Origin of the sequence: Salipiger pentaromativorans (assembly GCF_024721115.1) — a bacterium.
Classification (GTDB): domain Bacteria; phylum Pseudomonadota; class Alphaproteobacteria; order Rhodobacterales; family Rhodobacteraceae; genus Salipiger; species Salipiger pentaromativorans.
This window is the reverse complement of sequence record NZ_JAMDHK010000006.1, coordinates 142,886-164,051: the sequence shown is the minus strand read 5'-3', so window position 1 is coordinate 164,051 and position 21,166 is coordinate 142,886. Positions and strand designations below refer to the sequence as shown.

Here is a 21,166-nt window from a genome sequence, read left to right as displayed (position 1 = left end):
TCCGTCCGCCACGTATGCCTTCACGGCGCGGAGCAGGCGGCTTTGCGTCCAGCGCCGATCATGGGGCAGGGGGCCATTGATGATCCGCAGCACGTCTTCCCAAGCCATATCGGGGCGCAGGCGGCGCACATGGGGCACCCAATCCTGCGCGGTCTCGTTGAGGCGCTCCATGTAGCCATCCTGCCGCGCCAGCCGTACCTTGCGCAGCGCTTCAGGGTCCTTGGCGCGAAGACCTGGGTTGCCGCCGACGCGGCCCTTTGAGCGTGCCGAGGCAAGTCCGGCTTTGGTACGCTCGCGGATCAGAGCGCGTTCGAACTCAGCCGCAGCGCCCAGAACCTGCAACGTGAACTTGCCCTGGGGCGAGGCAGTGTCGATCGGGTCCTGGAGCGAGCGGAAGAACGCCCCCTTGCCCTCCAGTCTTTCGATCACCTCAAGTAGGTGCGACAAAGACCGCGCAAGCCGGTCGATCCGCACGACGACCAGCGTGTCGCCCTTGCCAATCCGCTCCAGCACACGTGCAAGCACGGGCCGCGCGCGATTGCCGCCCGAGGCGTGCTCTTCAAAGATCTCGGCGCATCCCGCAGACTGCAGTGCCTCAGACTGGGGCAGGGGGGTCTGATCCTCGGTGGAGACGCGCGCATAGCCTATCAGGGGCATGGAAAAGAGCCGTTTGCAATTTTATATATGGCCAATAAACGACCGTTTGAAAACGAATGCAAGCAAGTGATCTCTTGTCGTGCTGGTGCACAATCCCTTGGTTTTCTTGCACTGAGCGCGATCTGAGAGGTTCCGCCGACAGTCGCGCGTCCGTACTATATAAAGAGCGCGGGCAACTGCCACAAAATCGCTTGGGTAATGTGCATAATATAGATATTTTGCACATATGAAGCCGCAAGCATCTACTTTTCCTGATGATTTTGACGACCCCCTCATCACCACCGAGGGGGATGTGGGGGCTCACGAGGACGACCTCTGGTTCCTGCCGGGGCCGCTCGAAGAAGAACCGGATGATTTGCCGCCCGGGCCACGGGCAGAACCGTCCGACATTGCTGTCATCGACGACTGGGCAAAGGCGGAAGCGGCTCAGGCTGCGCGGCTGGCAAAGGTGGCTGGACGCCTGGGTGCGCTGGATGACCGCTTGCTGCGTGGCCCGGATGGCTGGCGACACAGACTGGCACTGATCGAGGCGGCAGACCTCAGCTGGCTTGCAGGGGATCGGGTGAGTTCTGACCGCCTCGCTCTTTGGATATCAATGCGATTGTCTGGCGCACAGGATGACCCGAATGCCTTGGCAAGAGTTGGCTGGGCTGTTCGCCGCCTGATGGGTGGTCCGGGTCCAATGGTCGATCTGGCGGCCTTTCTGGACCGCCGCGATCCCGAGAACATCGAGGATGCCACCGAGCGGCTAGAGGAGCGCGCGGGCGGATGGCTGGAGGTGATGAAATCAGCTGTTCATCTACACCCGATCACGCGGGCTTGCATGGGGTTTCACCTCTGGAGCTTGGCGGGTCTCGGGCAACAAGGCGACCAGATCGAAGCAGCCGTTACCGCGGCAAGGATCACGGCCAGCGACGGAAAGGGAGCGAACTTTGCACCACTAGCTATGGGTGGGGCAGGGGGGTTGCGCGCGTCGGGCTTACCACCGGAGCGTCTTGCTCGCTGGCTGGATGGGATGGAGACTGCCTGCCTGACCGCGATGCGGCACTTGGACTATATCGAGACATGGTCAGCGAGGACAGAAGCAGAGATGAGCTCGCTCTCAGGCAAAACTCCACCGGCTTTGCGTGCCGTGCTGACCGAATGGCCGCTCCTCTCCGCACCGATGGCCGAGGCCCTGACCGGCACTAGCCGAGCGGCGGTCCAGCGGAACCTGACCTGGATGGAAGAAAGGGGATTGGTCCGTGAGGTAACAGGGCAGGGAAAGTTTCGAATGTGGCGGACAGCAAATTAGAATTTGCCTAAATGAGAACAAGAACATGCCCAAGCGGGATTTCAGCCATTCAGTTTCCAGTAAAATACGCGACCTTCAGGAGAGGCGCGAGCACCTCGAAGCCGCGGTGCCGGATCGAGCGATAAATCTTGCGGTAACTCTGTGCCTGCACCTGTCCGAGTTGATCAGCTTGGCCGGCTACGGCCTGATTCGTGGAAGCGGATGTCTAGGAAACTAGGGGCACCTCAGAGCGCGGTTTCTTCGCTGCCCGCGATATTGGTCACGGTGTTCCTAGCGCGGAAGCCAAGGACTGTCCGGTTTGATTGCCGCGGATTTCCTCAAGAAACCTTTTAGGCCTCCTCCCTCAGCGCATCTATGACGGGGCATTCGGGCACATCGTCTCCGCTACATTGCGCCACGGTGGACGACAGGACGTGCTCAATGCGCTTGAGATCCGCGATCTTGGCGCGGACTGAAGCGAGATGCGCATTTGCCAGACCCTGCACCTCGCCGCAGGTCTGGGCCCCGCCATCGACCAATGCGAGCAGATCGCGAACCTCGTCGAGCGTGAACCCCAACTCGCGCGCGCGCATGATGAAGCGCAGACGCGCGACATGTCTGTCATCGTAGACGCGATAATTTTTGCTGGAGCGCGGCGGCTCGGGCATGACGCCGATGTTCTCGTAGTAGCGAATAGTTTCGAGATTGCAGCCGGTCAGCTTGGCCAGATCTCCGCGCCTGAGGACCTTCACCGATCTGTGATGATTATTCACACCAAACCCCCTTGAGCCTGTACCAGCTACAGACCCTAGATTGAGATCATCACTGAGGCAAGGATGATTCGAACCATGACTGAAACCACATCCGCCGGCCGCCAGTCGGCAATGGGCGAAACCCCGGCAGCTGACAAAAAGGCATGGGCGACAACCGGGCTCGGCGTACTCGGCGCGCTGGCCATGACCTCCTGTTGCATCCTGCCGCTGGTGCTGGTGAGCTTCGGCGTCACCGGCGTGTTCATCGCCCAGTTGGGCGCGTTCTATCAATATAAGTGGATCACCTTCGCACTGAGTGCCGCTTTCATCGGATACGGCTTTTACAAGGCGTATAGCCCGATCCCGGCCGAAGCCTGCGTTGATGGCACCTGCGCGCGACCGATGAACCGAACACTCATGCGGTCCATTCTCTGGATTGCCAGCGGGATCGTCGCCGTGGCGATGATCTTCCCCTACCTGACCCCCTACATCCTGTCCTACTGAAAGGCGTAACCGATGAAACATCTCTCTCTCGCACTCGCAACTCTCGGCATTCTGGCCGCAATGCCCGCCAGTGCCGAAGAACAGCGCATCAATGTCGGTGTCGCCGAACTGACATGCCCGACCTGCTCGTTCACCGTCGCGGCGGCGATGCGCGGCGTGCCCACGGTCGAAATCGTCGACTTCCAGGAAGGCGAGGAGTTTGGCACGGGCACTTACGTCGTGGCCTTCGACGATCAGGCGGCCAACCCAGACATGATCATCGAGGCGGTTCTGGCCAATGGCTATCCGGCCGAGGTGCTCCAGGCGGGGGAGTCCTGAGCACGGAAGGACGGGTATGGCCATGGATGACAAACATTTGGGCGGGCTTCTGGCCTTCATCATTGCCGCGCCGATCATGGTGATCTGCTGCGGCGGCGGTGGCGTCATCCTAGCCACCATTCTCGGCGGGATTGGCGGGTGGTTGATGGGGCTCGGCGGAATAGCCGCTGTCGTCGCGGCAATTGGCGCGGCGCTGGTTGTTCGCGAGATCAGGCGCAGGGGATCAGCAGGTGTCGATGGCGCACCGGATGAGACTTGCACCAAAACCCGGGCCGCCGGTGAGAGTATCCACCGCCCGGCCGATTTCGCGGCCGAGTAGAGCAACGCACCGGCACAGGTCTTTGGGCTGTTCGGGTCGATCCCGGATCCGGTGGCACCACGCAATTGATGCACCAGACATGAGGAAACAAATTACGATGCCTTCAGACGACACATCTTCGAACGGCCTTTTGAAAGTGGGCATCATCGGCACCATCATTGTGGCGCTCTGCTGCTTTACGCCCATTTTGGTGATCCTCTTCGGCGCGGTCGGCCTGGCCGCCGTCGTCGGATATCTCGACCTCGTGCTGTTTCCGGCACTGGGCATCTTTATCCTGCTGACCATTTACGCGCTCTGGCGCAAGAACGCGCGCGGCTCGGCGTCCTGAGGGAAACTGGGCTGACATCCATCCAAATAGCGCCTCAGACAAAGCATTGAAGAGAAAAACCTTATGACGAAGAGCTACGACCTTATCGTGATCGGCGGTGGAACCGGTGGCAATGGCGTCGCCCGGATGGCGGCGAATGCCGGCTGGAGCGTCGCCAGCATCGACAGCGAGCCCCATGGCGGCACCTGCGCCCTGCGCGGTTGCGATCCCAAGAAGATGCTGATCGCCGTCACCGAGGGCGTCGAGTGGGCGGAAAACATGAAGGGCAAGGGGCTGGAGGCGCAGCCTTCGGTCAACTGGTCCGACATGATCGCCTTCAAGCGCAGCTTCACCGACGCGATGCCACCGCGCATCGAGGCCGGGCTGGAAAAGGCCGGGATCGACGTCTTGCACGGAGAGGTACGGTTTACCGGCCCCGATGCGATCGAGTTGAACGGCGAGACCCTGAGGGCGAAGCATTTCCACATCGCCACCGGTGCCCGACCGATGACGCTGAACATCCCGGGCGAGGAGTATCTCGCCACCTCGACCGATTTCCTGGAACTGCCCGAGCGTCCCGACCGCATCGCCTTTGTCGGCGGCGGGTTCATCGCGATGGAATTCGCCCATGTGGCCAAGCGCGCGGGCGCGCGCGAGGTGACCGTGCTGGAGATGATGGACCGCCCCCTGGGCAACTTTGATCCCGATCTGGTCGCGATGCTGGTCGAGGCGACCGCAGAGCTGGGCGTCGATCTGCGCACCAAAGCGAAGGTGGCGAAGATCGAGAAACAGGGCGACGAAGTCGTGGTCACCGTGGAACGTCACGACGGCACCGAAACGATCACTTGCGATCTGGTGGTGCATGGCACCGGCCGCGTGCCCAACATAGACGGGCTGAACCTCGAGGCCGCTGGAGTCGAATACTCACGCCGTGGCATCAAGGTGAGCGACGCGATGCGCGCCACCAACCCGGCCATTTTCGCGGCCGGCGACTGCGCTGATAGCGGGTTGAATCTGACCCCGGTCTCGGCGGCAGAGGGACGCATCGCGGGGAAGAACATTCTGGGCGGCAAGGACGCGCGGGAGATCAAGTATCCGCCGATCCCGTCAGTGGTCTTCACCCTGCCCATGGTTGCTACCGTGGGCTTGTCGGAAGCGGCGGCCAGGGAGCAGGGGCTGAAGTTCGATGTGCATTTCGAGAAGACGGAGGGCTGGTATTCGTCGCTGCGCGTCGGCGCGAAACACACCGGATTCAAGGTTCTTGTCGAACGGGGCAGCGGGCAAATACTCGGCGCGCACCTGATCGGACCAGGAGCCGAGGAGCAGATCAATCTTTTCGCCATGGCCATGGGTGCCGGGCAGACCGCAAATCAGATCAAGGCGATGATTTTCGCTTATCCCAGTTACGCCTCCGACATCGGGTCGATGGTGTGAATTGAAATTTGACCGCCGCCAAGATGGTGGCGCCCGGTTCAAGTAAAGGAAATGAAAATGGATCAAACCGTCAAGGAACATGATTGCTGCTCTTCGAAGGATGTCGGCGCCGACAGTTATGACCTGATCGTCGTCGGTGCGGGCTCTGCCGGGTTCTCGGCTTCGATCACTGCAGCTGAAGCCGGAAAGCGGGTGGCGCTTGTCGGGCACGGCACCATCGGCGGCACCTGCGTGAACGTCGGCTGCGTTCCGTCCAAGGCGATGATCCGCGCCGCAGAGGCGGCCCATGGTGGCGCGTCCGCTGCCCGGTTCCCGGGCATTGCGTCCTGCGAACATGCGGTGGATTGGCCAGCCGTTGTGAAAGGCACGACCGATCTGGTCGCGGAGATGCGGCACAAGAAATATATCGACCTGCTGCCCGCCTATGAGAACGTCACCTATATCGAGGACGGCCCGGCGCGATTGGTCGAGGGTGGCGTCGCTGTCGGCGGGCGGGTGATATCCGCCCCGCGCATCCTGATCGCCACCGGCTCGCGCCCCCATCAACCTGCCATCAAAGGCATCGACACCGTGGAGACCCTCGATTCCACCGGTCTGCTGACCCTGCCCGACCGACCCGAAAGCATCATTGTGCTGGGCGGCGGCTATATCGGCTGCGAGTTGGCGCAGATGGCCTCAAGGCTGGGGGTGAAAGTCACGCTTGTGACCCGCTCGCGCCTTCTGCCCGGCGCCGAGCCGGAGGTGGCCCAGGCGCTGACGCAAGCGCTGAAGACCGAAGGCATCGCGGTCGAGACCGGTCTTGCTTACGTCTCGGCCGCGAAAGCTGCGGGCGGCGTCATTCTGACTGTCGAACGCGATGGAAAGACCGAGGTTTTGTCCGCCGAACGGCTGGTTGTGACCACCGGACGGGTGGCCAATTCCGAGAACCTCGGGTTGGAAGACCTCGGGATAGAGACCGACGCGCGCGGCTCGATCAAGGTCGGTCCTGACATGGCCACGACGCGGGCCGGCGTCTGGGCGGCGGGCGATGTCACCGACCGTGACCAGTTCGTCTACATGGCCGCCTACGGTGCCAAGGTGGCAATCAACAATGCCCTTGGACTGGAGCCAATGCGCTATGAGAATGCGGCGATGCCATGGGTCGTGTTCACCGACCCGCAAGTGGCCGGTGTCGGCGTTTCAGAGGCTGGGGCCAAGGCGGCGGGGCACGAGGTCAAGATCAGCGTGATCACGCTCGACAACGTCCCGCGCGCCGCCGCGGCCCGCAACACCCGCGGCGTGATCAAGCTGGTGGCCGACGCCAAGACCGACCGCCTGCTGGGCGGCCAGATCGTGGCGCCCGAAGGCTCGGACACGATCCAGACGCTGGCAATGGCGCTCAAGTTCGGCATGACCTCCAAGGCCCTCGGCGAAACGATTTTCCCATATCTGACCACGGTTGAAGGGCTGAAACTTGCGGCCCAGACTTTCGACAAGGATGTGGCCAAACTCAGCTGCTGCGCGGGGTAATGCCATGGTGCTGAAGGAAAGGACCGATCTTCTGTCGACACTTCCCGGTGCGTTGATCGCGTCGCGTAGCCCTTAATTGGGCTCTGCCTCACTTTGTGTGGCGCAACTATCCTGAAACTGGAAAATTCAGGAGGGATAGTTGTGAGTTCGAAGAAGCACTGGTCGCCGGGCAGCGATGTTGCAGTTCAAAGCGTTGAACGAAGTGAATCCGGCGGGTGGATTGTATCTGGCGTCTTGGCACCCAACGGCATTTGCCCAGACTGTGGATTGCATTCACGCCGACGTCATGGCTGGCGGCGTCGGTGGCTGCAGGATTATCCCGCGCATGGAGACGCGGTAACGGTTGATCTCGCAGTTTGCCGTTGGCGATGTTTGGCGCCTGCTTGCCCGCGCCGGACTTTCTCGGACCAGATCAGCTCGATTGCGCGTCCATTTGCACGTCGTACTTCGCGTGTAGGGGAGATTGTCGGCCATCTTGGGCATGCGACAGGCGGACGGCCTGCGGAGCGGTTGTTGCATCGTTTGGGCCTTGGGGTCAGCGATGACACGGTGCTCAGGCAGCTGAAAAGGTGTGCTCAAGGCACCACCGAGGCGCCGACAATCATCGGGATCGACGATTGGAGCTGGCGGAAATCGCAAACCTACGGCACGATCATCGTGGATCTGGAGCGTCGCGTGGTCATCGACATCCTCGAGGATCGAGATGTCGTCACCTGCACCAACTGACTAAAGCGACACCCCGAGGTGGAAGTGATCAGCAGAGATCGGTGCGGTCTCTACGCCAAGGCTGCCCGGCAAGGGGCACCGCAGGCAAAGCAGGTCGCCGACCGGTTCCATATCGTGCAAAACCTGCGGCAGGCCATTGAGGAACAGATGAACCTTCACGGCCGTGCCACCGGCAGGGCGCTGCTGTCCGACGCCGACAACATCACCGCAGCCGGAAGCCTTCTGAAGTCCCGCCTTGCGCACAGGACGTCCCGGGAAGAGATTTTCACCACCATCCATGCGCTCCGAAATCAGGGACTTTCCTGCAGCGAGATCGGGCGGCGAACAGGGTTTCCGCGTCGCAGCATCGCGAAATGGCTGCAGTTCGAAACACCACCGGACCGCAGGCGGGCCGCTTTGAAGCCGAGTTCGCCATGGTATTTTGAAGAGTTCCTGAGCCAAAGCTGGAAGGAGGGCATTCGAACTGGCAGCGCCCTTTTCAGTCTGATCCAAGAGCGTGGTTACGAGGGGAGCCAGTCGCATTTGCAGCGGCTGCTGGCGGGTTGGCGCAGAGCCGAACAGCAAGCGAGCGATCCCAAGGTAGAACACAAGATCCTGGAGCCGGTTCGGGACCCGGAAACGGGGCACGCGATCTCCCCGGTCATCGCGGCCGCGCTGTGCATCAAACCGCGCGGCAAGCTCACCTCGGATCAGGCGCGTAAAGTCGATGCGCTCAAGACCCGCTCTCCCGCCTTCGTATCGATGCGCAGCCTCGCCATGCGGTTCAATGGTATCCTGCGCGGCCGCGTGGCAGACCCGCTCCCTGCATGGATCGACGACGCGATCGAAACCGACCTGGCGCCCATCGTGCGCTTTGCCCGCACAGTGAACCGGGACTACGAAGCCGTCAAAAACGCCATCGAGATGCCCTGGAGCAACGGCCAAGCAGAAGGTCAGATCAATCGCCTGAAGACCCTCAAACGCGCCATGTACGGCCGAGCCGGTCCAGAATTGTTGCGGGCGAGAATGCTACCGTTCCACCACACAGATTGAGGCAGAGCCGATTAAAGGGCAACGCGACACCAGGTGAATCGGATTCCCGAGCCGCATCGCGCCCATCCAGATCACCAGAAGCGCCATACCGAGAAGAAAGCCGCCATTCACCAGTGCCCCGATGATCTCGGCGCGGTACCAGCCGAAACTCCGCGCCGAATCCGCCGGGCGGCGCGCAATGCGCTGCGCGATGATGGCCACCAGAACGCCGCCAACCGCCGACAGGGTGTGAAACGCATCCGACAGGACGGCAATCGAGCCAGTCCAGAGCCCGACGGCCAGTTCAATCACGAAGTAGACGCCGGTGAGCCAGGCCGAAATCACAAGGGCCTTGCCGGAACTCGGCATATGCCCGGCGTGGGAATGACTGGCCATATCAGCTCTCCTTCCGTTTCGTACCGGTCTTTCGCGTCGCGGCGAAGAGAACCGACAGGCCGGTAAAGCCACCCAGCGCAAGTGCGGTCCATGTGGCAGTGCGGGCATCGCCGTTCATCGCCTGGCTGCCCATGTGAGCGAGCAAGAAACTCGCTGGAATAATCCCGGCCATCGTGGCCAGCGCGAACCTCCAAAGATGCAGCTTGCTCAGACCTGCGGCGTAACTGATCATATCGAAGGACAGAAACGGCAGCAGGCGACTGCCGAAGACCAGGAAGGTCAGAGTGTTCTGGGACCCGAACAGGCCTGCGTTAATCTTCTGACCGAGATGACGCTCAACGAAGGGACGACCCAAGCCGCGGGCCAGACCAAAGGCGGCAAGCGCACCGAGTTCCGCACCTAGAACGACGAAGAGCGTCCCGTACGTGTGTCCATAAGCCGCTCCGGCGGCGAGTGCGATTGGCGCCGAGGGCAGGGGGCTTGCGACAATAGCGATTGTCATGAGCGCCACGATGACAATTGGTCCGGCAAGACCTGCCGCCTCGATCCAGCGGTCAATTTCCGCGCGATCCGGCAGGCGAATGTCAACGCCAAGGACGTCCGGGAAGGCCAATGCGACGACTCCCATCAGGAACACCGCCATAAGAAGGATGCGCATCATCATGGATCAAAACACGGCATAGAGCAGAACGAAGAACGTCGCTGCCAAAAGGTCAAAGGCCACGCAGAATGGAATATACCAGTTCGGAATCCGGGCGAGACGATAAGAATTGTGGTGTGACATGTCCCAAAGGGCGTGAAGGGCCAAGCCCAAGGGGAGGAAGGCCCACTGCCATATCAGCCCCAGGAACGCTGCTAAGCCGAACAAAAGGGCGACCGCGAGCTCTGCCCAGAACACGCGCGCTCTGCCGTCCGCAGCGCCAAAGCCGATATAGGCACCGCCAATCAAAGCAAGCGTGATCGAAGCAAGAGCTATCGAGCTTTGCTCATCCAAAAAAAGGTGAGCCGGCAATGTGAGAACGACAAGCAACACGCCAACCCATACGGGAGATTTCAAGATATCCCCGTGTCGATGGTGCGATACGTGATCGCCTGTCTTTTCGAAAATCTGTGCCATGGCTTTGTACCTAGGGATTCCAGCAACTGGAAGGTCAAGGGCTATTCATCCACGCGCGCAACGCAGCGCTCACTCAACCGTTCCACGGTGAGGTCAAAGGACCGATATCAGGACGTATTTGACGCTGACGCCAAGCTCATGTCCGACGCGCGTGGCGATTTTCAGTCATCTTTCGCCTTCTGCCAGACTTGCTGGCAGGCTGAGTAAAGAAACGTCGCTGACCAGGTCAGCAACATGAAGCCCAAAAGCGATTGCAGCATCAGCAATAGTCGAAAGGGTCCGACCACCTCTATGGACGAATAGCCAAGGGTCGAGAACGAGATGCCCGTAACATAGAGAACATCCTGAAACATCGGAGGGCTGTTGCTGAACGATTGCGGCAGAACGCTTGCCACCACCATCGTGTTGAACACGGCGAGCGTCACAAGTTCCAAGACATGCAGCAACAGCAACGTGGAAAACGTCAGGATGATCCGAAAGCCGGAGCCATCCGACCGCTGCGGGGAAAACTTCAGAATGCCCGACAACGCATAATGATGGACAATTCCCATCACGATCGCCGCGCATATTCCGACAAACATAGCCATCAACTCGGTCATACACCCAAACCCGTCTTCCTGTTCAAACAGGTCAATTTGACCATACATCAGGCTTTTAGCACAACGGGACCAATTGATTCTTCACTGGTCAGGCCAACGCGGGGGGCAACCCGTTCAGGGCGACATCCACCGGAACGGTCGGCAAGTTCGATGCGATCCAGCCAGGCCCTTCGCCTGATCCCAACATCCCTTCCGAGATATCGGCGTAGCCCGAATAACCAGCTTGTCTCAACGCTCGAAGCAGCGATGCGGAGCGTCCGCCAGTGGCGCAGATCAGTCCAACAGTGCGATCACCGCTCAGTTCCTTGGCCCTGAACAATCGGTCCGGAAAACCGGACGCGTGCATGCTTATCGGCCATACACCAGCACCTACGCCGGTTTCTTGCCACTCTTTGTGCGTTCTGACATCGATGATCCGCGCCGTATCCGATAGAAGCGCGTCAAAGGCATTCTCTGCCGACCAGACAGATCGGCTCTGCGCCAACAGCGGTGACGCCGCGACGGTCAGCACCGTCATATGAGCACCCAGAACGAAACGGCGCCGGTTCAAATCAAGAGCCATATTCGAAAACCTCATCCTTTGATCGGTTGCGATCCCAAAGGTCACATAACATACGCGCGACGCTACCCGGGAGCACGACACGGTGCAGGCACAGATTTGTATCCATCTGTAGCAAGGGACTGACCTGATACAAACGGCTACAATTCTGCCCATGAAACAGAATGCAACGATGATCTAGGAAGGACGCCATGGGACCGCCACCTCATATCCTTATCGTGGACGACCACGCTCAGATACGCGAAAGCGTCGCGCGCTTCCTGGAGAAGAACGGAATGCGCACGACCGTCGCCAGGGATGCCGTGGAGATGGATGCCAAGCTGGCCACTGGTCACTTCGACCTCCTCGTGCTCGATGTCATGATGCCGGGCGAGGACGGTTTGTCGGTTTGCCGCAGACTTGCGCCAGAGGGTGATCTTCCGATCATCATGCTGACGGCGCTTGGTGAGGAAACGGATCGGATCGTGGGTCTGGAAATCGGTGCGGACGATTATCTCCCCAAGCCGTTCAATCCACGAGAACTGCTCGCCCGCATCAAGTCGGTTCTTCGGAGAAGCAACCGCGACGAACCTGTGGCCGGAAGCCTCGCTGGGAGGAAAGTCTCTTTTGCGCACTGGATACTGGATACCGACCGGCAGGTGCTGATTGACGAGTCCACCACCGAGACCCCATTGACGACCTCCGAGTTCAAATTGCTGGCGGTCCTGCTGGAACGCGCGAGGATGGTGCTCAGCCGTGACCAGTTGCTTGACCTGACCGCTGGTCGGACGGCAGGCCCGATGGATCGCACCATCGACAATCAGATCAGCCGTCTCCGCCGCAAAATCGAGCCGGATGTACTTAGGCCCAGTGTCATCAAAACGGTGCGGAACGGCGGATACTGTCTGGCTGCCGATGTCGAGGATGCGCCGTGATGCGCCGTGCGATGAGATCTCTGAGCGGCCAATTGATCCTGCTTGTGGTCGCGGCACTTGTCGTGGCCCAGGTGATCAGCCTGTTCCTGTTCGCCGACGAGCGCAGCCTTGCGATCCGTGCAGCTTTAGGATTCGAGGCCGCGGGTCGCGCAGCGAATGTCGCGCGGTTGATCGAAGAGGCCCCGCTGGATCTGCAGGACTCGATCCTTCGCGCGGCAAATTCGCCTCTGATCCGGTTCGATCTGTCGGACGCTCCGATCGTGGATCACACCGGTCATTCGGACGGCGGCATCGTGGAAGCGCGCATACGCGCCCTGATGGATGACAGCTACAGCCGGGATATTCGCGTTGAATTGCACGAGGTCGAGGGCGAGTTGCGGCCTCTTCCCAATCTCTCGGACGAGATGACAGAAATGCATCTCGCGATGATGCGCGGAGAGTTGACAGCGGTTGAAATGAACCTGTCCATCGCCATCAAGGGAGCGCGTTGGCTGAATGTCGGAACGCGGTTCGAGCGACCGCCGATCCAATGGCCTTTCTATTCGATGCTGACCTTCGGGATTTCCGCCGGACTGCTTCTGGTGGCGATCTTCTGGTTTGTAATGACGCGCCTGACGCGTCCTTTGCGGCACCTGTCGAAGGCCGCGGACCATCTTGGCCGGGGCGAAGATGTGGGCGAATTGGCGGTCACAGGGCCGACCGAGGTCAGAGATCTGACCGTCGCATTCAACCGCATGCAACGACGGCTGACCCGGTTTGTCAGTGATCGTACACGTATGCTCGCAGCCCTTGGCCACGATTTACGCTCGCCGTTGACTGCCATGCGTGTCCGCGCGGAGCTGGTTGACGAAGAAGAGACGCGGGACAGCCTCATCGCATCGGTCGAAGAGATGCAGAGTATGGTCGAAGCGACGCTCACCTTTGCACGCGGCCTTACCGGATCCGAAGGTGCCGAAGTGGTCGATCTGCGCAATTTTCTGGACAGCTTGTGCAGCGATATGGCGGCACACTGCACCTTTGCCCCGAGTGATGATGTTGCCGTGCGGCTTCGACCCAACGCGTTCCGAAGGGCACTGAGGAACTTGCTTGAGAACGCCGTTCGCTACGGTGGTGCCGCAAAAGTCAGCTGGGCGACCCACGGTTCGAACCTCGTACTCAACATCGATGACAATGGGCCCGGCATTCCCGTCGACCAGTTGGAAAAGGTCTTCGATCCGTTCTATCGCCTCGAGCAATCGAGGTCTCTGGAAACGGGCGGTTATGGGCTTGGGCTCTCAATCGCGAGGACAATCGTCCAATCCCATGGCGGCGATATCCAGCTGGTCAATCAGAACAGCGCGGGTTTGCGCGCTGTTGTCACCATCCCGTTGGATGAAACCGAACTGATCGAAGGAGAAACAGATGAAACTGAACGCGTTGATCCTGCCGTTGCTGGCCAGCTTGCCCGCCAGCATGGCGCAGGCTGATGGACCAGGCTCCTGGACGGGGCACATGTGGGGCAGTGGCTATGGCTTTATGGGCGGCTTCATGATGCTCGCCTTCTGGGGTGCGCTGATCGCATTGGTGGTGTTTCTGGTGTTCAGGCTGCGGGACAATGGCACCCGTCCCCCGGACTCGGACGCGCAGGAAGCGCTCAGGCGCCGCTTTGCAAATGGGGAAATCGACGAAGAAGAGTTCCGTCGCCGCAAAGCAACGCTCGACGAATAGACCCCGCCGCGGACGCCAAAGCCGTCCGACGCGACGCCCACCGACGCTGAATAGGAAAGAACGCCATGGTCCCGGAAATTGGTCACTTCGCACTGGCCCTCGCACTGGCGCTTGCGCTTGTTCAGAGTGTTCTACCGATTGCAGGTGCGTCGCGTAGAAATGCCGTCTGGATGAAATCCGCCCAGGCGACGGCAATAGGACAAGTGCTGTTTGTGGCCATCGCCTTCGCAGCGCTGATGCAGGCTTTCATCGTCAGCGATTTTACCGTCAGGAACGTCGTCGAGAACTCCCATTCGCTCAAGCCAATGCTCTACAAGGTGGCCGGGACCTGGGGCAGCCATGAGGGTTCGCTGCTGCTCTGGATCCTGATACTCGCGGTGTTCGGCGCGGGCGTCGCCTGGTTCGGATCGAACATCCCCGCCGAGACCAAGGCGCGCACCTTGTCGGTGCAGGCGTGGATCAGCGTCGGCTTCCTGTCCTTCCTGCTGCTGACGTCGAACCCCTTCGAGCGGGTGTTTCCGCCGCCGCTCGACGGCAATGACCTCAACCCGTTGCTTCAGGACATGGGTCTCGCCATGCACCCGCCGCTCTTGTATTTCGGGTATGTCGGCTTCTCCATCGTGTTTTCCTTTGCCGTTGCGGCTCTTCTGGAAGGGCGCGTCGATCCGGCCTGGGCCAGATGGGTCCGCCCGTGGACATTGGCCGCGTGGGTCAGCCTTACGGCAGGTATCGCTCTTGGATCGTGGTGGGCCTATTATGAACTGGGCTGGGGCGGCTGGTGGTTCTGGGACCCGGTCGAGAACGTGAGCTTCATGCCCTGGCTTCTGGGCACGGCGCTGCTGCATTCCGCCATCGTCACCGAAAAGCGCGACGCGTTCAAAAGCTGGACCATCCTACTTGCCATCCTGACTTTCTCGCTTTCGCTGCTCGGGACGTTCATCGTCCGGTCAGGCCTGCTTACATCCGTGCATGCCTTCGCCGTCGATCCAGAGCGCGGGCTTTACATTCTGGGTCTGCTGGCCGTGTCCATCGGTGGGTCGCTGGCGCTCTACGCCTGGCGGGCGCCCGAAATGGAGCCGGGTGGTCTGTTTCGCCCGATCAGCCGCGAGGCCGGGCTGCTCGTGAACAACCTCATTCTGGCCGCCGCTACGGGAACGGTCCTGTTCGGGACGCTTTATCCGCTGATCCTCGAGGCTATCACGGGGGACAAGATCTCGGTGGGTCCACCTTTCTTCAATGCGGCTTTCATTCCGATGATGCTGGCGCTGGTCGTGTTCATGGGTCTTGGTCCATTCCTGTCGTGGAAGCGGGCTGATATCGCCGGGTTGCTCGATCGCATTCGGTTCGTGGTCGTTCTGGCGTTCATCGCAGCTTTGGCCGCATGGTATCTTCTGAACGGTGGGCCGATCATGGCCTATCTTGCCATCCTTGGCGCAGCGTGGCTGCTTTTTGCAACCCTACGGGAATGGGCGCTACGCATCCGCCTGTTCGAGGTTCCCCTTGCAGAGAGCGCGAGACGCGCGCGCAATCTGCCACGCGCCTCTCACGGTATGACACTCGCCCATGCCGGCGTCGCTGTGTTGATGATGGGGATGATCGGCTCGACCGGATGGAAGAGTGAGGAGATCGTCTTTGCCGCCCCCGGGACCGAAGTCACGATCGCGGGGTTCGACATCACCTTCGAAGGGGCCACACAGGTTCAAGGGCCGAACTACATCGCGGATCGCGGCACCCTTGTGGTCCGTCGGGATGGCGAGCTGGTCACGACGCTTTTCCCAGAACGCCGGTATTACCCGGTCGCGGAAAGCCAGACGACGGAGTCGGCCATCCGCTCTACATTGGCGGGTGATCTCTATACGTCGATTGCAACGCCAGCCTCCGATCAAGTGAACAACGCCGGAGCATGGACCCTTCGGATCCTCTATGAACCGCTCGTCAACCTGATCTGGATCGGCTCGATCCTGCTGGTGATCGGTGGCTGTTTGTCCTTGTCGGATCGCCGTTTGAGGGTCGGGGCGCCGCGCCGCGCCAAACAGCCAGCCAGCGATGCTGTTCCTGCCGAGTAGGAGAGAAGATGAAACGTCTCATTGCCGGGCTGCCGTTTATTGCGGCGGTCATATTCGGGGGTTTTTTTCTCTGGGGGCTCAATCCCGACCGGGATCCCAACGAGATCCCTTCCGTCCTGATCTCGCAACCGGCCCCGGCGTTCGACCTCGATCCCGTGCCGGGGTTGGAGACACCCGGCCTGGCCCGAAGCGATCTTGTAGGCAACGAACGACCGGTCGTGGTCAATGTCTTTGCGTCCTGGTGCGTGCCCTGCCGCGCGGAACATGCCGTGTTGACACGCTTTGTCGAACGCGAGGGCATGCGGTTGTTCGGCATCAACTACAAAGACAAACCAGAAGATGCCGTGAAGTGGCTCAATGACCTCGGCAATCCCTACGAACGGATCGGGTCCGACCTTTCAGGCCGGACAGGGATCGAATGGGGCCTTTCAGGCGTGCCGGAAACCTTCATCGTCGATGGCGATGGTACTGTTCTGTTTCGCTATGTCGGGCCGGTCGTGGGTCCGGACGCCGTCGAACGGTTCACGCAAGCCCTGAAGCAGGCAGGCGCACTGCCAAAGGGAGCAGCATCATGAGACAGTTGATTTTCGCGTTTTGCATCGGGCTCTTTCCCTTTGCCGCCAATGCGGTCGAACCAGACGAAATGCTGACCGACCCGGTATTGGAACAGCGTGCGCGGGAGATTTCCAAGGATCTACGATGCGTCGTCTGTCAGAACCAGGACATCGACAGTTCGAACGCGGGTGTGGCGCGGGACTTGCGTCTGCTCGTACGCGAGCGCCTGGTCGTTGGAGACAGCGACGCGGAGGTGATCGAATACATACGGGCGCGGTACGGGGATTACGTGCTGCTGAAACCGCCTCTGGAGCCTGCGACCTACGCGCTTTGGTTCGCTCCGATCGCTTTCGTTCTGATCGGGGTTTTCGTTGGTGGCGGGCTACTGATGAGTCGGCGAAAGCAAGAGGCATTTGAAGACTTGGGCTCGGAGGATGAGAACACCGTGTCCGAAATTCTCAGGCAAAACGAAGCGAGGGATGCGTCATGATCTGGGGTATTTTCGTTCTTTTGACGCTGGTCGCAATCGGAATTGTCCTCTACCCGCTGCTGCTGTCCAAATCGAACACTCTCACCAGAGGGGATGCGGTACCGGCGATCCTCGCCGATCAGATGCGGGAAATCCAACGAGACATGGACCGCGGTTTGATTTCTGAACAGGAAGCTCAAGCGGCCAGACTCGAGATCAAGAAACGGATCCTCGCGACGACCCGCAATTCGGAAGAAAAAGCCGGATCATCCCGTAATGGTGGCAGAGTCACTCTCGTTGTCGCGGCGGTCCTCGCGCCGGTTATTGCCGCGGGCTACTATCTGACGATGGGATCGCCGGAGGTTCCTTCAATGGCCTTCGCTGCCCGTGCAGAGGAGCGGGCACAGACTGATGAAGTGACGGCGCTGGCAATACAACTTCGCGAAAGGCTTGTATCCGATCCGACCGGCGGCCCTAGCGAAGGGTGGATGCTGTTGGGCCAGACCTATCAGCGCATGGGCAGAGCAGCCGATGCCGTCGAAGCCTTCGAAGTCGTTGCCGAACGGGAGGATGCCACCTCCGCGACATTCTCCATGCTGGCAGAGGCTGTCGCGGTTGCCAATGACGGCGTTGTTATTCCACGGGCGAAATTGGCCATTGATCGCGCTTTGGACCTTGACCCATCCAATCCTGCGGCAACCTACTTCGAGTCTCTGTATTACTTTCAGCAAGAAGAGACGCGTAAGGCCTACGATCTGCTTGTTTCACGACTGAATCAGGAAGAGGCTTACGTTCCCTGGATGGAGACCTATGCAGCGCAGATCAACCGGATTGCAGCGGCAGCTGACCTTCCGGTCGTCAATCTACCCAGCGGGCCGACGTCGCAACCAGGCCCGAGTGCCGCAGATGTCGCGGCGGCGTCGGAGATGAATGACGCGGATCGCGCGGAGTTCATCCGATCGATGGTCTCGCGGCTGGCCGAGCGTCTTGAGGATGAACCGGACGATCTGGATGGTTGGATGCGGCTGGCAAATGCCTATACCGTCCTTCAGGAGCCCGATCGCGCCGTTGAGGCCTACCGCAAGGCTGAAGCGCTGTTGGAGCAGCAGCCCGCCAGTGATCCTCGGCGTGCGGCGGTCCGTGCCGCGCTTGAGCGGCTCGGCGGCTGACTACTGCTCGGTGTCCCGGTCGAGCAGGTCACTCCTGTCCGGCAACCTTTGCGGAAACATCCCGACCACTGGCTTGCGCCAAGGCGTTCATCACGTCCTCGGTTTTTAGCAATTCGGACAGCACAATGCCGTTCGGTGCCGATGGTCCGTAGACGGCATTGAAGGGGATGCCGTATCTGCCGAAACTCTCAAGGTAGCGGGAAATGCGCGTGTCCGGGCGTGTCCAATCTGCCTGCATCGCCGTGACTCCAGGCGCTTCAAGCGCGCTCCGGACTGGCTCCCGATCGATGATAAGTGTCTTGTTCGCTTTGCAAGTCAGACACCAGTCAGCGGTCACATCGACAAAAACGACCTCTCCTGCGGACACGCGTTTCGCTATTTCCGAACGATCAAATGCGATCCAAGCCATTGCCAACTGCGGCGTCGAACGCGCAGGTGCTGATTGCTGCAAGAGAGGACCTGCGGCAATGGCCAGGACAAGGCTGGCTATGGCAATAGACCACCTGAATTGGGACTGCACATTCGGGAGAGATAGTATCAGAACGGCGAGACCGGACAACGCCGCGACCGCGATGACAGACGCAAGCCCGGCGACACCGTCGAGCACCCAGAACAGCCACACGGCGGTTGCAAGCAACAAAACCCCCATGACGCTTTTGATGATCAGCATCCATCGACCAGGCTTGGGCATGAATGCGACCAGACGCGGGAACGCGGCGATGACGAGATAGGGCAGGGCGAGGCCGAGCCCGAGGCTCGTAAAGACGATGAGGATGTCCACGCCACGCCCGGCCAAAGCAAAGGCCACCGCGGTGCCGAGGAACGGTGCCGAACAAGGCGTCGCCATGACGGCACCGAACATGCCAGTGAAAAAGTCGGCGGAATACCCGTTGCGTCCTCCGGCCCCTGCAAGCCGCGTCTGCATGCCGTGTGGAAGGGCGAACTCGAACGCTCCGAACAGATTTGCCGAAAAGACGAGCAGGACAGCGATCATCGCCGCAAGAAACAGCGGGCTTTGAAACTGCAAACCCCACCCGACGCTGAGGCCTGCCGTCTGGAGCGCCCAGAGGACGAGCGCCAGACCCCACATGAACGTCATGATGCCGGCGCTGGCAGCGACGAAACCGAACCGGACACGGGTTGTGTCGTGATCGGTGTGTTTGAGCACAGACGACACCTTGATGGACAGCACCGGCAGCACGCAGGGCATCACATTCAGGATCAATCCGCCCAGCAGCGCGATCGCGGCAATCCAGATCAGTTCCATCATGTCCGGTGTCGTGGCGGCCAGTTCAAAGGGTGGTGCTATTCCTTGCGCCACGCGATCCGCGATGATCGTGAAGGCCCGGTTCTCGCCGTCGGTGACGGTAATCGACGGAGCCACTGTCACATCCGTATTCGACGAGAGGATCGGCAAGCGCGCCCAAAGCAAACGATCCTCTTCTCCCAAACGGATATCGGGTTTGCCAAGCGCAACACCCATACCCAGTTCGGGAAACACATCCGGCGACTGGAGTGGTTCATCGACGCGAAGGCTGACGATCAACTCCGTGAGGTCTTCGTCGATGAAGGCATTTGCCTCGCTGACGCCGCTCGTCTTGGCCCCTTCGGGGACGCGCTCGGAAAACGTACCGATCAGCCCAGCCGAAGTGCTGTCGATGACGTTGCCCCGTCCGAGGCGAAGTGACAGGTCAAACTCTTCCGGGACACAGACATTGGAGCACACCAGCAGTTTGACCTGCGCGGAAAGAGTCACAGGTGCGCCGGGATCTTTGAGCGTTATGCGCAGCGGAAAGACGACTTCACCCGCATAACCAAAATTTTCGATGCCGAAGGCGGTGAAGCGCGTCGGGGCGGGCCACATGAATTCGACATCTGCGACGTTTTCGGAACCGCTCCATTCGACCGAAGGCGGTATTCCCACCTCGCCCGCCGACCGCCAATAGGTCTTCCAGTTTTCGTTCAGTTGAAGGTGAAGCCCGGCTGACAGAGTCTGTGTGTTCTCGGGAACGCCGTCCTGTACACTAATGAGATGCGCGGTGAGTGGCGCGCTCTGGTATTCAGCAGAGGTTGCTGCCGCGACACTTCCAGAGACAACGGCCAGGAGCACGAAGGGAATAAGCAAAACCCGTCGCAGGATCAAAAGGCAATCGATCAAGATACCTGCTTCCTTCCCATATTTTCCGCAGATTTCGCCAGGACGGCGGAAATTGCGTCAAAGTCCACCTGTGGCAAAACCCTGACGACCGTCCGCACAGACAATTCGCGCAACGCCAGTCGCAGAAGATGAAAGGGTTCGACACCCATCCGGCAGAAGGTCTGACGCTTGCTTCGTGGACACGATAGCCTTCAGATCTAGGCAGTCTGCAAGGCTTCCCGCGCAACCTCCAAGTAATGTAACCATCAACAGCAATACGAATACCTTTGCTTTCCCTCGCACATCACTGCCTGTTGCGGGCGACGCTAGGAATCACGGAACTTATGGGCTCGGGCGCTTCCTCGATAGTATCGTTTGCCTTGTCGGAATGGCACGATTTCCCCATGAATCTATGCATCACAAGATGCGCTCCAACGCACAACAGGAGCGGGGCGAAAGCCGATGCATTGCCCCACATACCCGCAAGCGTTCCGCCAGCGAGAAAAAAACCGATCACGGGCAACAGCATCACAATGCAACACGCCATCATTCCGTAATGCATGAGCTTGTCTGTAATCGGCTTATTCTTGGGATTTTCGTCGTCCATGACACCCTCTTTGTCTCGTTCCTGGCGTCATTTGCGACCCTCCAGCAGGGTAAGGTCAAGG

Annotated in this window: 25 protein-coding genes and 1 pseudogene; 17 read left to right on the top strand and 9 right to left on the bottom strand. The window is 60.2% G+C overall.

The window, feature by feature from the left end; all coding sequences use genetic code 11:
* Positions 1–657: recombinase family protein (locus tag M4578_RS12250; protein WP_258093577.1), on the bottom strand; the 657-nt coding region annotated here is incomplete at its 3' end.
* 226 nt (positions 658–883) lie between these two features.
* On the opposite strand from M4578_RS12250, the gene M4578_RS12245 reads away from it, so the two are divergent.
* On the top strand, positions 884–1,951 hold the full coding sequence (locus M4578_RS12245) for a hypothetical protein (RefSeq protein WP_008335981.1): 1,068 nt from the start codon (positions 884–886) through the stop codon (positions 1,949–1,951).
* Between the two features lie 329 nt (positions 1,952–2,280).
* Here M4578_RS12245 and M4578_RS12240 read toward each other — a convergent pair whose 3' ends face one another.
* Positions 2,281–2,682 (bottom strand): MerR family transcriptional regulator, encoded by a 402-nt coding sequence (locus tag M4578_RS12240; protein ID WP_008335980.1) that lies wholly within the window; start codon positions 2,680–2,682, stop codon positions 2,281–2,283.
* Between the two features lie 96 nt (positions 2,683–2,778).
* Here M4578_RS12240 and M4578_RS12235 point away from each other — a divergent pair, with 96 nt between their 5' ends.
* From M4578_RS12235 to M4578_RS12205, 9 genes and pseudogenes are all read left to right on the top strand, one after another.
* Positions 2,779–3,186 carry a mercuric transporter MerT family protein gene (locus tag M4578_RS12235; protein ID WP_176244179.1) on the top strand — a complete coding sequence of 136 codons (408 nt, stop codon included), beginning with the start codon at positions 2,779–2,781 and terminating at the stop codon, positions 3,184–3,186.
* A gap of 12 nt (positions 3,187–3,198) precedes the next feature.
* Complete coding sequence (locus M4578_RS12230) at positions 3,199–3,504, top strand: heavy-metal-associated domain-containing protein (protein ID WP_009807473.1); 306 nt, start codon at positions 3,199–3,201, stop codon at positions 3,502–3,504.
* A 16-nt stretch (positions 3,505–3,520) separates the two neighbouring features.
* Complete coding sequence (locus M4578_RS12225) at positions 3,521–3,823, top strand: hypothetical protein (RefSeq protein WP_008335977.1); 303 nt, start codon at positions 3,521–3,523, stop codon at positions 3,821–3,823.
* 97 nt (positions 3,824–3,920) lie between these two features.
* Entirely contained in the window at positions 3,921–4,151 is a 231-nt protein-coding gene (merF, locus tag M4578_RS12220; protein ID WP_050759304.1) for a mercury resistance system transport protein MerF, read from the top strand.
* A gap of 63 nt (positions 4,152–4,214) precedes the next feature.
* Positions 4,215–5,564, top strand: coding sequence for a dihydrolipoyl dehydrogenase family protein (locus M4578_RS12215; protein ID WP_008335974.1), 1,350 nt, complete (start codon positions 4,215–4,217; stop codon positions 5,562–5,564).
* A gap of 57 nt (positions 5,565–5,621) precedes the next feature.
* Complete coding sequence (gene merA, locus M4578_RS12210; protein WP_009807474.1) at positions 5,622–7,073, top strand: mercury(II) reductase; 1,452 nt, start codon at positions 5,622–5,624, stop codon at positions 7,071–7,073.
* A 141-nt stretch (positions 7,074–7,214) separates the two neighbouring features.
* Positions 7,215–7,388: pseudogene (locus tag M4578_RS25795) on the top strand (hypothetical protein); the annotation flags it as partial.
* Positions 7,389–7,622: 234 nt separating this feature from the next.
* On the top strand, positions 7,623–7,799 hold the full coding sequence (locus M4578_RS25790) for a hypothetical protein (RefSeq protein WP_420854811.1): 177 nt from the start codon (positions 7,623–7,625) through the stop codon (positions 7,797–7,799).
* 18 nt (positions 7,800–7,817) lie between these two features.
* A complete protein-coding gene (locus M4578_RS12205; RefSeq protein WP_420854810.1) occupies positions 7,818–8,831 on the top strand; it encodes a transposase in 1,014 nt (337 codons plus the stop codon).
* On the opposite strand, the gene M4578_RS12200 is transcribed toward M4578_RS12205, so the two are convergent.
* From M4578_RS12200 to M4578_RS12180, 5 genes are all read right to left on the bottom strand, one after another.
* Entirely contained in the window at positions 8,808–9,206 is a 399-nt protein-coding gene (locus tag M4578_RS12200; protein ID WP_425463158.1) for a cation diffusion facilitator family transporter, read from the bottom strand. The two genes, M4578_RS12205 and M4578_RS12200, sit on opposite strands and share 24 nt — an antisense overlap.
* Position 9,207: 1 nt before the next feature.
* Positions 9,208–9,870 (bottom strand): TVP38/TMEM64 family protein, encoded by a 663-nt coding sequence (locus M4578_RS12195; RefSeq protein ID WP_008327266.1) that lies wholly within the window; start codon positions 9,868–9,870, stop codon positions 9,208–9,210.
* A 3-nt stretch (positions 9,871–9,873) separates the two neighbouring features.
* The gene (locus M4578_RS12190; RefSeq protein WP_008327267.1) at positions 9,874–10,323 is read right to left on the bottom strand and encodes a DUF6010 family protein; all 450 of its coding nucleotides are present in this window, start codon (positions 10,321–10,323) and stop codon (positions 9,874–9,876) included.
* A gap of 161 nt (positions 10,324–10,484) precedes the next feature.
* Positions 10,485–10,922 carry an ion channel gene (locus M4578_RS12185; RefSeq protein ID WP_222481193.1) on the bottom strand — a complete coding sequence of 146 codons (438 nt, stop codon included), beginning with the start codon at positions 10,920–10,922 and terminating at the stop codon, positions 10,485–10,487.
* An 88-nt stretch (positions 10,923–11,010) separates the two neighbouring features.
* Positions 11,011–11,484, bottom strand: a complete 474-nt coding sequence (locus tag M4578_RS12180; RefSeq protein ID WP_008327269.1) for a rhodanese-like domain-containing protein — start codon at positions 11,482–11,484, stop codon at positions 11,011–11,013.
* Between the two features lie 188 nt (positions 11,485–11,672).
* On the opposite strand from M4578_RS12180, the gene M4578_RS12175 reads away from it, so the two are divergent.
* The 7 genes from M4578_RS12175 to ccmI all read left to right on the top strand — a co-directional run bounded on the left by M4578_RS12175 (position 11,673) and on the right by ccmI (position 18,361).
* Positions 11,673–12,395 (top strand): response regulator, encoded by a 723-nt coding sequence (locus tag M4578_RS12175; RefSeq protein WP_258093576.1) that lies wholly within the window; start codon positions 11,673–11,675, stop codon positions 12,393–12,395.
* Complete coding sequence (locus M4578_RS12170; protein ID WP_009807480.1) at positions 12,395–13,861, top strand: ATP-binding protein; 1,467 nt, start codon at positions 12,395–12,397, stop codon at positions 13,859–13,861. The genes M4578_RS12175 and M4578_RS12170 overlap by 1 nt, the downstream gene beginning before the upstream one ends.
* Positions 13,797–14,102 (top strand): SHOCT domain-containing protein, encoded by a 306-nt coding sequence (locus tag M4578_RS12165; protein WP_222481198.1) that lies wholly within the window; start codon positions 13,797–13,799, stop codon positions 14,100–14,102. The genes M4578_RS12170 and M4578_RS12165 overlap by 65 nt, the downstream gene beginning before the upstream one ends.
* Positions 14,103–14,167: 65 nt before the next feature.
* Positions 14,168–16,168, top strand: coding sequence for a heme lyase CcmF/NrfE family subunit (locus M4578_RS12160; RefSeq protein WP_040884124.1), 2,001 nt, complete (start codon positions 14,168–14,170; stop codon positions 16,166–16,168).
* A gap of 8 nt (positions 16,169–16,176) precedes the next feature.
* Complete coding sequence (locus tag M4578_RS12155) at positions 16,177–16,743, top strand: DsbE family thiol:disulfide interchange protein (protein WP_007803389.1); 567 nt, start codon at positions 16,177–16,179, stop codon at positions 16,741–16,743.
* Positions 16,740–17,213 (top strand): cytochrome c-type biogenesis protein, encoded by a 474-nt coding sequence (locus M4578_RS12150; RefSeq protein ID WP_127657317.1) that lies wholly within the window; start codon positions 16,740–16,742, stop codon positions 17,211–17,213. The genes M4578_RS12155 and M4578_RS12150 overlap by 4 nt, the downstream gene beginning before the upstream one ends.
* Positions 17,210–18,361: a c-type cytochrome biogenesis protein CcmI gene (gene ccmI, locus M4578_RS12145; RefSeq protein ID WP_008327282.1), complete on the top strand. Its 1,152-nt coding sequence runs from the start codon at positions 17,210–17,212 to the stop codon at positions 18,359–18,361. The genes M4578_RS12150 and ccmI overlap by 4 nt, the downstream gene beginning before the upstream one ends.
* Positions 18,362–18,389: 28 nt before the next feature.
* On the opposite strand, the gene M4578_RS12140 is transcribed toward ccmI, so the two are convergent.
* Both M4578_RS12140 and M4578_RS12135 read right to left on the bottom strand, forming a co-directional pair.
* On the bottom strand, positions 18,390–20,519 hold the full coding sequence (locus tag M4578_RS12140; protein ID WP_009807485.1) for a protein-disulfide reductase DsbD family protein: 2,130 nt from the start codon (positions 20,517–20,519) through the stop codon (positions 18,390–18,392).
* Positions 20,520–20,802: 283 nt separating this feature from the next.
* Positions 20,803–21,105, bottom strand: a complete 303-nt coding sequence (locus tag M4578_RS12135) for a DUF2933 domain-containing protein (protein WP_007803398.1) — start codon at positions 21,103–21,105, stop codon at positions 20,803–20,805.
* Between the last annotated feature and the right edge of the window lie 61 nt (positions 21,106–21,166).